The organism is Pantoea sp. ABR1s (assembly GCF_057812235.1).
In genome coordinates this window covers 147,099-160,453 of sequence record NZ_JBSZSY010000001.1, presented here as the reverse complement: position 1 = coordinate 160,453, position 13,355 = coordinate 147,099, and the positions used below count along the sequence as shown (strand labels likewise).

The window sequence follows — 13,355 nt, the reverse complement described above, 5'->3', positions numbered from 1 at the left end:
AATCATTGTACAATGATAAGCTATGACAAGGAAGCTTAAGTGAGAAGACTGGATATGAAATCGCGAAAGCGACAAAGTAACAGGCCCCTGACAAACCATAACCCTGAGTTTTCATCCGGTCACCATGCTGCTCGAATCAGTGAATACGGGTATTTTCTCATCAGCGCAGCGGCGCATTAACCTGTAACGCATCCAGCTCACGGGCATCATGACTGCAAAAAAAGGTGATTTCTCCGCCGCGCTGGCAGGAGAGCTCACGCAGTCGCTGCTGATTGTGTCGTCTGGCCACGTTATCCATGCCCATCATCCACTGGTAAAAGCGCAGTCCTGGCGTGCAGTGCCGTGTCTGCTGCCGCATTTCGCCGCGGTAAAACCAGGCATCGCCGCCGTGCAGCAGCCAGCCATCGGGTTGCTGAATCGCGATACCCGCGTGACCCGGCGTATGGCCCGCCAGCGGAACTAACAAGATCTCCGGCGGTAAGTCACGCAGGCGATTAACCGCCTCAAAACCAAACCACTTTTCTCCCTGCGGCTGATAGGTTTCCCAGTTGCTGATCCCACCCCATTGTCCGGGCCGGTAACGTTCCCGTGACAGCCAGCTATGGCGCTGATGCGCGGTATCAACCTCCTGCTGCAACAGATGGATTCGCGCCTGCGGAAAATCGGTTAGTCCGCCAGCATGATCGAAGTCGAGATGGGTCAGAATAATATGCCGCACATCCTCAGCCCGGAAACCCAGTGACGTAACCTGTGACAGTGCGGTCAGTTCATCGCGGCGCTGAATATTGTTTAATGCGCGGAAAAAGCCGGACAGGCGGCTGCCGGGCGTATGGATATCCTGGCGACCAAAGCCGGTATCCACCAGCACCAGCCCGTCGCGATCCGTCTCAATCAACAGACAGTGACAGACCAGATGTGCTTTCAGGCCTTAACTGAATCCATCATAGAACGCGCCGCCCAGCGGACACATACAGCCACAGTTAAGGTGGTGAATTTTCATCGGGCCTCCATAGGGGCAATGGGGATATCTCTGAGAGGCTACGGCCTGTCCGGCGCGTAGCACATCAGCCTGGCTATAGAGTGTAGAGAGGGATGACGCAGTAGGCGGAGCGGTGAAGCGGATAACCGGGAAAAATTGCCGGTTATCCGCCATAAAGCAAAGGATTATCAGGTGTGGAACAGCGGGAAAGCACCGGTCAGCAGACCGCCCGCCATCAGCACCAGACTGACCAGAATCCCCCACTTAATTGCAAAGCGCTGGTGGTCGCCGATGTCGACTTTCGCCAGACCCACCAGCAGGTAGACTGACGGCACCAGCGGACTCAGCAGGTGGAATGGCTGGCCGACAATAGAAGCGCGGGCAATCTCTTCTGCGGTAATGCCGTAGCTGGCCGCCGTCTGGGCGATAACCGGCAGAATGCCGAAGTAAAAGGCATCATTCGACATAAAGAAGGTAAACGGCAGACTGACCAACGCGGTGAACACCGCCAGGAAAGGGCCGAAACTGGGCGGGATCACAGCCAGCAGACTCTTCGCCATGGCGTCAACCATGCCGGTGCCGGAGAGGATGCCGGTGAAAATACCGGCGGCAAAAATTAATGCGGTCACCGCCAGCACGTTACCGGCATGGGAGCTGATGCGGGCTTTCTGCTCCTCCAGCGTGGGATAGTTGAGCATCACCGCAATCGCAAACGCCAGCATAAACAGGATCTGAATCGGCATTAAACCAATCACCAGCAGCACCAGCAGCACGGTGGTCAGGATGAAGTTAGGCCAGAACATTTTCGGACGGCGATTGGCTGCGCACTCTTCGGCATCGCCCAGCCCCAGTTCAATGTTGTCGAGATGGTGATCTTTCATGGTCATCACGCCAAGGCGCTTACGCTCACGCAGGCCAAACAGCACCGCCATCGCCACCAGGCTGGCACAGGCCAGCAGCATGGCTGGCAGCATCGGAATAAAGATATCAAGGGCGTCAATGCGCAGTGCCGCCGCGGCACGGGCTGTCGGACCTCCCCAGGGTGAGAGGTTCATGATGCCGCTGGCAAGGTTCACCAGACAGGTCATCATCAGCACGTTCATGCCCAGCCGGTGATAGAGCGGCAGGAATGCGGCAATGGCGATCATGTAAGTGGTAGAGCTGTCACCATCCAGCGAAACCAGCAGCGTTAGTACCGCCGTTCCGACCAGCACTTTCAGTGGGTCACCGCGCACCATCCGAAGAATAAAGCGCACCAGTGGGTCAAACAATCCGGCATCGATCATCAGACCGAAATAGAGAATGGAGAAGGTCAGCATCACGCCGGTAGGGGCCAGCTTTTTGACGCCGTCCAGCATCATGGCACCCAGGCCTGCGTAAAAACCGCCAATCAGCGCAAATATGGTTGGTATCAGGATCAGCGCAATCAAGGCTGACATGCGTTTGGTCATGATCAGATACATGAAGCAAACAACCATGGAAAAACCCAGTATCGTCAGCAAATTAACAGCCCTCGCAATGGCGGAAAAGTAATGAAAAAGTTACATACCGGCAGGAAAATTCAGGTAATTACTTAGCGTGGTAATGATTAACCTGTTGTTTTAATTAACCCTGCATTCAAAGATGATAATAAATAGTTGTCAGTATTTAGCATTTCTTTAACAAAGAAGGGTGATCATGATCATCTTTAAACGGTTCTTAAACGAGATTGTGTGACTGAGATCAAAGGGTGTCGAAGTGTAACCGGGGTTTCGGGCCAGCTGGGGGCTGAATCAGGCGGGTAGTAGAGTGGTGGAGAAACAGGGTAACCGGCTGAGCCTTGATGCTCAGCCAGTTAACGTTATTAGCTGCCTAACAGCTGAATAATCATCTCAGGGGTTTTATTCGCCATTTTGCTGACGGCCGTCTGACCCTGCTGAATAATCTGGCTGCGTGCCAGCTGGCTTGCTTCTTCAGCATAGTCCGCATCCTGTATGCGGCTGCGAGCCGCTGAGCTATCCACACCCTGCTGCGATAACACATTACGGTTCGATTCGTAACGGTTGATCTTTGCGCCATAGGTCGACTGATAACCGCTGATCTTCTCGAGCGCGCTATCCAGTGCTTTCATGGTGGTTGAGATATCGCCCTCTGTAAGCAGCGTTGTGTTGTTCAGCCCCAGCGTTTTGGTATCCGATGGCGTTGCCGGAATAGTATCCGACTGAATAGGCTGACCGTAATCGGCGCTGGTGACCACCTCCATAGGTTCGCTCTTCTTCGGCGGCGTTGCAGGCAGGCTTTTGGGTTCCGGCAGATTTCCCCAGGTCAGATTACCGGTGAAGGAACCATTGCCCACCACCACCACAATCAAATCCTCGCTGACGGTATCCAGCGTGATGCGCTCAAGCCGGTTACTGGTGATGGTGCCGTTGTTGAAATCGCCGCTGGCGACATCCTCATAGCGATCGCCGTCACCGCTGTAAGTGATGTTCATGCCGTTGTAGGTGCTGCTGTTACTGCCTGCCAGCGTCCAGCTCGGGCCGCCCTCCAGCAACTGCGAGCTGTCATAAGCCGCACCGCTGGCAAATCCGTTACTGCTGGTCAGCAGGCGACTATCCGCGGTAGCCGCATTAGTGATGCTTTTGCTGGCCCAGGTGTAATCAGGCGCACTGCCGTCCAGTGGTGTACCGACCAGGTGTTTACCGTCGCGGGTAAAGAGCTGGAGATCGTCATCCATACCCAGTGAGTCGATGGTGATGCTTATCGCCGTCGAGCCTGCCGGGATATAGGCCAGCGGAATCACGCCCGAGGTGAAGGAGTAATTCTTGCCGGGCACCGGAAACTTCGTGTTGATAGGGTCAACGTTACCCAGTTTCGCAGGGGGAAGATCGGGATTATTAGTCGCCAGTGGATAGCGGCCAAAAATCTCGGTGTGGTTTGCCACTTCATTGATGCCTGCCATAATCTGCTGATACTGGCCGTTGATGCTCTGTCGATCGGCGTCCGACAGCGTGCCGTTGGCTGCCTGGACCGACAGGGTGCGCGCCTGGATCAGCAGATCGACGATACTGCCAAGGCCGCCACTGGCGGTCTGGGAATAGCTGATGGCGTCATTGAGGCCACGCGCTACCACCGCATCGGCGTTGATATTGGCCGTCATGCGGTTGGCAATCGCCTGACCTGCCGCGTCATCTTTGGCACTGTTAATTCTCATCCCTGATGATAACCGTTCAACCGTTCGTCCCAGAACAGAGTCAGTGCTGTACCGCGTTTTGTTCGTAATCGCGGCGGTTTCGTTATGGTTGATCGTTAACATGGTCGCTTCGAACAGGGAGAGGAGTCTCTGTTTTATCGGCAGGGTGATAAGCAGCTTTAATCTCTGTGGCGACAAAAAGGCAGGAAATACGGGGGCAGACGGTCAAGAGGCTGATGGTTAACCGCTTTTCAGATAAAAAAAATTAACGGTTCAACCCGGTCAGGAAAAACGCCTGCCACGCGATGACGCAGCAGGCGAACGAAGATCAGTTAAACACCATGCCGCCATCAATCAACAGCGACTGACCGGTCATGTAATCGGAATCGGGACTGGCCAGGTAGGCGACGCAGGCAGCCACATCTTCCGGTTCAGAAAGACGTCCCAGCGTAATGCGTTTCGCAAATTCCTCGGTGCCGTAGCCGGCGGGCTTGCCGGCTGCTTCAGAGATCTGGCGGTCGATCTCTTCCCACATCGGTGTTCTGACAATGCCAGGGCAGAAGGCGTTAACCGTGATGCCGGCAGGTGCCAGATCGCGCGCAGCGGTCTGCGTCAGGCCGCGCACGGCAAACTTACTGGAGCTGTAAACTGCCAGCTCCGGATTACCGACATGACCCGCCTGAGAACAGGCGTTGATGATTTTGCCGCCGTGACCTTCTGCAGCAAACGCTTTAATCGCGGCCTGCATGCCCCAGATCACTCCTTTGACATTGACGTTGTAGACCTTGTCGACCACCGCTTCGGTGATCTCAGCAATCGGCGTGGAGGGCGCAATACCGGCATTATTGACGATGACGTCAAAGCCGCCCAGCGTGCGGCGCGCCTCTTCTACCGCTTCTATCACCTGATCACGTTGCGAGACATCGACTTTCAGCGCAATCGCTTTGCCACCCTGCTGGTTGATCTTCTCCGCGACCTGGCGTGCGGTCTCCTGATTAAAATCGGCTACTGCAACCGCCAGTCCATCTTTCGCCAGACGCAGGGCGATCGCTTCACCAATGCCCTGGCCTGCGCCGGTCACAAATGCCACTCTGTTTTTCATCATGATTTCCTTTTTGAGAAATTAAAGAAGCTGGCTCAGATGCAGCTGACCCATCAGCAGCGGGTTGTCGGTGTAATCGACCGGCACCGCGACCACGGCGGGCCCCTGAACATCCATCGCTTTACGCAGCGTCGGCTCCAGCTCTGCCGCACTGGTCACCGCAAAGCCCGCTGCCCCAAACGCTTCGGCATAGGCTTTGAAATCGACCGGCCCAAAATTGACGCCCGAGACGCGGTGATATTTTTTCTCTTCCTGCATCGCCACCATGTTGTAGGCGTTATCGACCCAGACGATGTGCAGAATGTTGGCTTTTAAGCGGACGGCAGTTTCCAGCTCCATGCTGGATTGCAGGAAACCACCATCGCCGGAAACTGAAACCACTTTGCGCTGCGGCTCGACCAGCCAGGCACCAATCGCCCACGGCAGGGCCACACCCATCGTCTGCTGACCGTTGGAGATCATGATCTGACGGGCGCGGAAGCTGTAGAGGTAGCGGGCGATCCAGATGTGGAAGCTGCCCATATCGACGGTAAGGCTGACGTCACTGTTAATAATGTCCTGCATGGCGCGGACAATGCGCAGCGGATGCAGAGCAAACTGATTGAGGCTGGCACCCTGCATCGCCAGCAATTTGCGCTGCTGCTGACGATCCTCAAGGATGGTGGCGGCTTCCGGGGTCAGCTGGAGTGGGGCAGTGATGCGCGCGGCGAGTTTACGCACTGTGGCCGCGATATCACCCACCAGTTCTGCGTCCGGCAGATAGCGGTTGTCGGTCTCAGCGGGTATTACGTCGATATGAATCAGGGTGGCGTTACCGCTGTTCCACATCGCCGGTTCATATTCCACCGGGCTGTAGCCGATGGTGACGATCAGGTCAGCCTGTTGCAGCAGCCTGTCGCCCGCCTGGTTGTTAAACAGCCCGACGCGCCCGGCGAAGCGTGAGAAGTGATCCTGTCTGACCGCTCCTGCTGCCTGATAGGTGCTGGTAACCGGAATGTGACTGCGTGTCAGCAGCTCATGAATCGCTTCGCTGTTCTCTGTCTGGCTCGCCATTAATCCCAGCAGGATGACCGGATTTTTAGCCCCGGCGATGGCCTCGCTGACGGCGTCGATCATTGAGTCAGGTGCGGCGCCCAGTACAGGGCGGCCTTTGCTGCTCAACGCTTTGCCGGTAACCGGCTGATCGACAATATCCTGTGGCAGGCTGATAAAGGCACCGCCGCCCCGGCCATGTTCGGCGTGGCGAAACGCATTCGACAGGCATTCAGAAAGTGCAGCGGGGTCGGTGACCTCAACCGCATATTTAGTGATTGGGCGAAACATTGAAACCGTGTCCATGCTCTGATGAACCTGCTTGGCGCTGTCGGAGCGCTTCACCTGGCCGCCGATAGCCACCACCGGATCGCCTTCGCTGGTGGCGGTGGCCATGCCGGTGATCAGGTTGGAGCAGCCCGGCCCGGAGGTGACCAGCGCCACGCCCGCATTGCCGGTAAGACGGCCCACTGCGGCGGCCATAAATGCAGCGTTAGCTTCGTGGCGAACCGGGATGGTCTGGATGGAGGAATCCAGCAGTGAGTCGAAGACTTTATCAATTTTTGCGCCAGGAATGCCAAAGACGTGGCGGACGCCCTGTGCCTCAAGTTGCGCCACCACCAGGTCAGCGCCACAGGTCCAGAGTGTGGTATCGGTTGGAGTTTTCATCGTCATTCCTCTGATTAGCTTTCTACCGCACGAATCGCGGCGTCAAGATTGGCGGGGTTCAGGTCGGCATTGAGAAAATCGCTGTCCTGCGGCAAATCCACGACCAGCTTGCTGATGGCACCAAAGGTCAGGGTGCCCTGTTCCAGCGCATAGTCGAGAATGTGGCCGCCGCCTTCGCGGTCGTCGGTAATAAAATGTTCGTGATAGCCCGCAACGTTAATGCCCTGCATATATTGCGGTGTACGGAATCCGATCAGTTCGCCCGCGCGCTGGCTGAAGGCAAAGGTCGGCTGATCGCCCAGCACTTCCGGCATTGAGCGATAGGGACGACACTGGCATGGCACGGTGCGGGTCTCGACGCGACTGAAACGACCGCTGATGCGCAGCGCGCAGAACTGGTTATCGGAGGTGATTTCGTTGTCGATCACCTGATGGATCGCCTCACGCGACATCGGCCGGTCAAATTCATACATATGCTGCGGTTTAAAAAAGGTCATCACGGCGAACGGAGTTTTCTGCGCCGGATCGGCCGGGTGCGCGCTGCCGTCGGCGTGCAGCTGATAGACCTTGCTGTCAAACGCGATCATCTCGCCATCCAGCCGGTTAAAGGTACCCAGGCCGAAATCCCCTTTACGCAGCAGGTCGGCAATACGGACATTGCCGTCGTAAACGCCGCTCAGCAGCGCACTCATTAAAGAGGTCTGATAGATAACGCTTTCTGGTGCATCCTGTGAAAGCTTCAGGACAGTATGTTTTAGTTGATCCTCACAGGAACAATCAGTTACACAATTGCTCATTTGATGCCTCATCGATTAACCGTTAAGCCGTGTTAACCTAATGGTGAACCGATTCAGTCGGTGGGTCCAATAGCGAAACCTGTTAACTTTGAGACGTTTTTGATATGGAACTTCGCCACCTGCGTTATTTTGTTGCCGTAGCCGAGACGCTTCACTTCACTCGTGCCGCCGAGATACTGGGCATATCGCAGCCGCCGCTGAGTCAGCAGATACTGCGGCTGGAGCAGGAAATTGGCACACCGTTGCTGAAGCGCCTGACGCGCGGAGTGGAACTCACCGAAGCGGGCGAAGCGTTTCTGGCGGATGCCCGGCAGATTGTGCAACTGGCCGATCAGGCGCTGGAGAACGCACGCGGTATTGCGCGCGGGATCAGTGGTCAGCTGTCGCTGGGCTTTGCCAGCTCGGTGGCGTTTAATCCACGCATCTTCACCCTGATCCGCCAGTTTAAAGAACGTTATCCGGCGATGGAGCTTCTGACCCGCGAAGAGAATATGTCTCTGCTGATGCAGGATTTACAGGAGGGATTACTGGATGCCGCTTTTATCCGGCTGCCGTGTGAAAGCAGCAAGTCATTTAATCTGCGCGTCATCTCCACCGAGAAAATGCTGATTGCGCTGCCGCGCTGCCATCCCCTCAGCGGCACACCCACCGTGGCACTATCCGCGCTGGCGGAAGAAACCCTGGTGATCTTCCCGCGCGACGTCTCGCCCAGCCTGTATGAGTTGATTGTCACTGCCTGTCTGCGGGCGGGCTTTTCGCGCCACACTTTTCAGCAGGCTCCACAGATCACTACGTCGCTGGGCATGGTGGCGGCGGGCTGCGGGATTGCGCTGGTGCCGGAGTCGATGCGCTGCGTCGATAACCCCGGGGTCAGCTTCTGCGATATCGAAAACAACACGCTATTTACGGATGTTGCCTTTGCCTGGCGTCGGCTTCACCCGTCAAAAGCAGTACTGCACCTGCTGGCGCTGCTGGCAGAACAGCCTGCCGCACCAGGCGAAGCGGGTTGATAAGCGCCAGCTATTGAACTGAAAACAATAACCAACTGGCGGCCAGGGACCGGGATGCCAATAATCGGTGCATGACTACATACCGCGTAAGAGTCGGGTTTCACAACCCGTCAGCCCTGACATTCAGGCAACTGGATGAAATTCTGGAGCCGCAGCGATTCTGGAGAACAGATTCTGCGGGCGGCCAGTTCCGCTATTTCATGGAGTATGAGTACCAGTCTGACGTGCGCGATCTCTGCTCGGTCTGCTCGCTAGCCTACAGTCAGGCCTGCAAAGTCAGAAAGTGCCCGCTGATTCTGGTCGAGGTGATGAACTGATCCTTTCCGGCGATCCCGCCGTTCTCAGCACGGGATCGCCGGGTGTTGTTTTAACGTGAGCCGCGCTGCATCAACAGACTTAACGCGGCGGGCAGCACCGTGAGCGTTACCAGCGTACCGCTGATCAGACCGCCAATAATCGCCAGTGCCATGGGCCCCCAGAAAACCTGATGGGCGATGGGGATCATGCCGAGTATTGCCGCACAGGCAGTCAGCAGAATGGGACGTGCACGGTGATGGGCAGCCTGCCGGATTGCCTCACCCGCGGACAGTCCGGCCCGGCTATTCGCATCGACTTCACTGATCATGATTACCGCGTTGCGGATGATGATTCCCGCCAGGGCAATAATCCCCAGCAGCGCCACGAACCCCAGCGGTGTGCCAGCCGGCAGCATTGCGGATACGATGCCGGGCAGGCCAAACGGTGCCATGCTCAGCGCCAGCAGCATGCCGGAGAAGCGTTGCAGCTGAATCATCAGCAAGACCAGCATGACGCAGATTGTTACCGGCAGCAGAGCAAACACTGAACCGTTGCCTTTGTCCGATTCGGCCGCCACGCCACCTTCTTCAATACCGTATCCGGCCGGCAGCGAGGCGCGCAGGGCGGCGACGGCTGGTGCGAGCTGCTGCGAGACCTGTTCAGCCCGCTGACCGGGCGCAATATCGGTCTGTACGGTGATGTAAGCCAGCCGCTGACGTCGCCATATCACCGGGTCATCCACTCCCCAGTTCAGGGTTGCCACCTGTCGCAGCGGGATTTTCTGTCCGCTGGCATTGGTGATCATCAATCCTGCCAGTGTGTCAGTGTCCTGCCGCTCCGGGTCATTGCTGCGCAGCACGACGTCGATCAGGCGGTTACGATCGCGCAGGGTGGTCACCACGCTGCCGGACATCAGAGTATTCAGCGAGGTGGCTATTGTTTCGGAAGAGAGTCCGGCTGCGCGGGCTGCGGTCTGGTTCACCGCCAGCGTCATGACCCGTTCTGGCTCTCCGGCGGTAAGATTGACCTCGCGTGTCAGCGATGAGCGGGCGATCAGCGCCGCCAGCCGATCGGCCGCCTGACGCACCCTGGCATTATCCGGGCCGGTGATGCGATATTTCAGCGGCCAGCCGACCGGTGGCCCCAGCTCCAGCGGCGATACCCGGGTAGTGATATCACTGAAATCCACCGCCAGCTTCTGCTCCAGCCTGCTGCGCAGCCGATCGCGTGCCGCCAGATCTTTCGCCACCACCACCAGCTGCGCGATGTTTTCATTATCCAGCAGCACATCCATCGGCAGATAAAAGCGTATTGCGCCCGAGCCAACGTAGCTGGTGTAGTTCGCCACATCCCGATCGTTGCGCAGCATCTGTTCCAGCTGTGCGGTACGGCGGGTGGTTTCAGCCTGGGCTGCACTGGCGGGAAGCGTCAGGCTGACCAGCAGCTCGGGGCGATCCGATGCAGGGAAAAACTCACCCTGCATAAAAGTGGTGGCGTAAAGGCTGACCAGCAGCACCGCCATCGCTGTGCCAATCGTCACCAGCCGGTGACGCAGAATCACCTCCAGCAGCCGGTGATAGCTGCGCGTCAGCACGCCCGGCGGCTTATCGGCCTTGATGTGCCTGGCCGACAGCAGCCAGCAGCCGGTGAGCGGAGAGAAGATGACCGCGACGACCCACGAGCAGAGCAGCGCCAGGGCGATCACCACAAACAATGAGTAGCAATACTCTCCGGCACTGGAGGCGGCGAACCCGACCGGAATGAACCCGGCGATCATTACCAGCGTACCGGTCAGCATCGGAAAGGCGGTGGTTTTAAACGCATAGGTGGCGGCCTGCCACTTGCTGTCGCCCGCTTCCAGTCGCGCCACCATTGCCTCGACGGTGATCATGGCATCATCCACCAGCAGCCCCAGCGCGATGATTAGCGCGCCAAGCGAGATGCGCTGGAGTCCGATGCCTGCCATTAACATGCCGGTAAAGGTCATTGCCAGTACCAGCGGGATCGCCGCCGCAACGACCAGACCGGCACGCAGTCCCAGCGAGACAAAGGAGACGGCTAACACGATGACGACTGCTTCGCCCAGTATCCGGACAAAGCCGCTGACCGCGTTTTTCACCACGGAAGACTGGTCGGCCACGCGGGTCATAGTAATACCGTGCGGTAACTGACTGGCCAGCATCTGCATGCGCTGACTGAGCTGCTGACCGAAATCGAGCATGTTGCCGCTGCCGGCCATGGAGATCGCCAGCCCGATAGCCGGAACGCCGTTAACTCTAAACGTCGGCGCCGGAGGTTCGGCAGGTTGCAGGCTGATGGTGGCCAGATCGGTCAGCGGAATAAAACGCTCACCGATATGCAGGGTAATCGCCCGCAGATTTTCAACCGAAGTCAGGGTGCCGCTGACCCGCAGCGCAATATTCTCGCGGTCGGTACGCAGGCTGCCCGCCGGGACGACATCGTTCTGAGCTTTAATGGCGTCGCTGACCTGCTGTAAATCGAGACCCATGCCGTTCAGCTTGCGCGGCGAAAAGGCGATAACCACCTGCTGCTCCTGTACACCTAACAGGCTGGTTTTACCGATGTCGGGCAGACTGGCCAGATTGCGACGCAGGTTATCGACCCGGTCGCGTAGCTCTCTGGCGGTAAAACCCTCCGCCGTGAAGCCATAAATGGTGCCGAAGGTGTCATCAAATTCGTCGTTAACGGCCGGACCCTGCACGCCCTGCGGCAGTGAAGGGGCAACATCCTGCATCTTTTTACGCAGCTGGTACCAGATGCCGGCCACCTGAGAGGGCGGCGTGTCATCGCGCAGGTTGACATAGATGACGGTTTGTCCGGCGCGGGTTTCGCTCTCAACCGCATCCAGCGACGGGATCTCCTGCACTTTCTGTTCCAGTACGTCAGTGAGCAGTTGCACCGTGGTGTTCACATCAGCGCCTGGCCATTGGGCTGATATTACGGCGGTTTTGATAGTAAACGCCGGGTCTTCATTGCGTGACAGATGTTCATAGCTCAGCACACCTGCCGCCATGACCAGCAGCATGAAAAAGATCACCAGTTGCTGATGCGCCAGCGCCCAGCCGGAGAGGTTAAAGCCAGACGTTTTTTTCATGGAGCCTCCTGCGAAAGCGCCACTTTTTCGCCAGGTTGCAGGGTGCTGACTCCGGCGGTGACGACGCGCTCTCCCGGCTTGATCCCGGCAGTGACGAAGATTTGCTGCGCGTTAAAGCGGGCCAGCACTACCGGACGAAGCTGCAGGCGTGACGCCGCATCAACGACCAGCAGCGCGGGTTTGTCTGCGGAGCGGGTCAGGGCGCTGGCGGGCAGGGCGATGACCGGCGGCTGCGCATCGGGAAGGGTGACAATGACTGTGGCACCGGGTGCCATCGCCTCAGGCGGCTGATTCAGTGAGATGCGCAGCCGCCATGTGCGGGTCTGTGGATCGGCCTGCGGGCTGATGTCACGCACTGTGCCACTGGCCTGCACGCCGGGATCGGCGAGCAGCGTTACTTTCAGCGGTGTCCGATCATCAGGATGCAGCAGCGCAGGCGTTGTCAGGTCAAACACCGCATCGCGTGCATCCCCTGCTGCCAGCGTCATCACATTTTGTCCGGCGCTGACCACCTGACCTGGCTGAACCGTGATGGCGGTGATCCGGCCTGCTGCAGGCGCAGTCAGCTGAGTCCAGCTGAGGTTATCCTGGGCATTTTTCAGAGCCGCTTCGCTGCTGAGACGGCGGGACTGTGCACTCTGCCAGTCCGCCTGGGCGCTGTCCAGCTGGCTGCGGGCGATGGCCCCTCCGGGCATCAGCAGCCGCATCCGATGCAGGTTAAGCGCGGCGACCCGTTCGGCGGCGCGTGCGCTGTCGAGATCGGCCCGTGCGCTGCTTAGCTGATTGCGTGACTGATCATTTTCCAGCGCTGCCAGCGATTGCCCGACGCTGACGCGATCGCCCAGCTCAACCGCACGGCTCACCACCCGGCCATCCAGTCTGAAGGCCAGCGCGACCTCTTCATGAGCGCGGATTTCGCCAGTCAGCACCAGCGATGCATCACTGCTGAGCGGTGGAGCAATCACCGATTTAACCGGGCGGAGCGGGGCGGCAGGCGGAGCAGAACTATTGTCCCGGCAACCGGTCATGATGAATACCCCGAGCAGCACGAAGATGATCGGCGCAAAGATGTGAATACCGAAGAGATGACGCCACACCTGGCGGGCAGCATCCGATAAGAAGTCTGTCATAACCGGGTTCCTTTAATGAGTTGTGCTCATTGAACCCGGCATGTGTCCAGAA

General features: G+C 57.9%; 9 protein-coding genes and 1 pseudogene. 2 read left to right on the top strand and 8 right to left on the bottom strand.

Features of this window, described 5'->3' with window-relative positions; translation table 11 throughout:
* Positions 1 to 160: 160 nt before the first annotated feature.
* The 6 genes and pseudogenes from ACXKZD_RS19730 to budA form a co-directional block, all read right to left on the bottom strand.
* A pseudogene (locus tag ACXKZD_RS19730) lies at positions 161 to 1,000 on the bottom strand (MBL fold metallo-hydrolase).
* 167 nt (positions 1,001 to 1,167) lie between these two features.
* Positions 1,168 to 2,481, bottom strand: coding sequence for a CitMHS family transporter (locus ACXKZD_RS19725; protein ID WP_031292261.1), 1,314 nt, complete (start codon positions 2,479 to 2,481; stop codon positions 1,168 to 1,170).
* A gap of 341 nt (positions 2,482 to 2,822) precedes the next feature.
* On the bottom strand, positions 2,823 to 4,274 hold the full coding sequence (locus tag ACXKZD_RS19720) for a flagellin N-terminal helical domain-containing protein (RefSeq protein ID WP_072014610.1): 1,452 nt from the start codon (positions 4,272 to 4,274) through the stop codon (positions 2,823 to 2,825).
* Between the two features lie 205 nt (positions 4,275 to 4,479).
* Positions 4,480 to 5,253: a (S)-acetoin forming diacetyl reductase gene (locus ACXKZD_RS19715; protein ID WP_050680277.1), complete on the bottom strand. Its 774-nt coding sequence runs from the start codon at positions 5,251 to 5,253 to the stop codon at positions 4,480 to 4,482.
* Between the two features lie 21 nt (positions 5,254 to 5,274).
* Positions 5,275 to 6,954, bottom strand: a complete 1,680-nt coding sequence (gene alsS, locus ACXKZD_RS19710; protein WP_010256852.1) for an acetolactate synthase AlsS — start codon at positions 6,952 to 6,954, stop codon at positions 5,275 to 5,277.
* A 14-nt stretch (positions 6,955 to 6,968) separates the two neighbouring features.
* Complete coding sequence (gene budA, locus ACXKZD_RS19705; RefSeq protein ID WP_050680278.1) at positions 6,969 to 7,751, bottom strand: acetolactate decarboxylase; 783 nt, start codon at positions 7,749 to 7,751, stop codon at positions 6,969 to 6,971.
* A 104-nt stretch (positions 7,752 to 7,855) separates the two neighbouring features.
* Between budA and ACXKZD_RS19700 the strand changes: the two genes are divergently transcribed.
* Positions 7,856 to 8,761 (top strand): LysR family transcriptional regulator, encoded by a 906-nt coding sequence (locus ACXKZD_RS19700; RefSeq protein WP_010671982.1) that lies wholly within the window; start codon positions 7,856 to 7,858, stop codon positions 8,759 to 8,761.
* A gap of 71 nt (positions 8,762 to 8,832) precedes the next feature.
* The gene (locus tag ACXKZD_RS19695) at positions 8,833 to 9,078 is read left to right on the top strand and encodes a hypothetical protein (RefSeq protein ID WP_010256845.1); all 246 of its coding nucleotides are present in this window, start codon (positions 8,833 to 8,835) and stop codon (positions 9,076 to 9,078) included.
* Between the two features lie 50 nt (positions 9,079 to 9,128).
* Here the strand turns inward: ACXKZD_RS19695 and ACXKZD_RS19690 are convergent, their stop codons facing one another.
* Together ACXKZD_RS19690 and ACXKZD_RS19685 are read right to left on the bottom strand one after the other, a co-directional pair.
* Positions 9,129 to 12,173: an efflux RND transporter permease subunit gene (locus tag ACXKZD_RS19690; protein ID WP_311975357.1), complete on the bottom strand. Its 3,045-nt coding sequence runs from the start codon at positions 12,171 to 12,173 to the stop codon at positions 9,129 to 9,131.
* A complete protein-coding gene (locus ACXKZD_RS19685; protein ID WP_488982102.1) occupies positions 12,170 to 13,303 on the bottom strand; it encodes an efflux RND transporter periplasmic adaptor subunit in 1,134 nt (377 codons plus the stop codon). Before ACXKZD_RS19685 ends, ACXKZD_RS19690 begins: the two co-directional genes overlap by 4 nt.
* Positions 13,304 to 13,355: the final 52 nt, after the last annotated feature.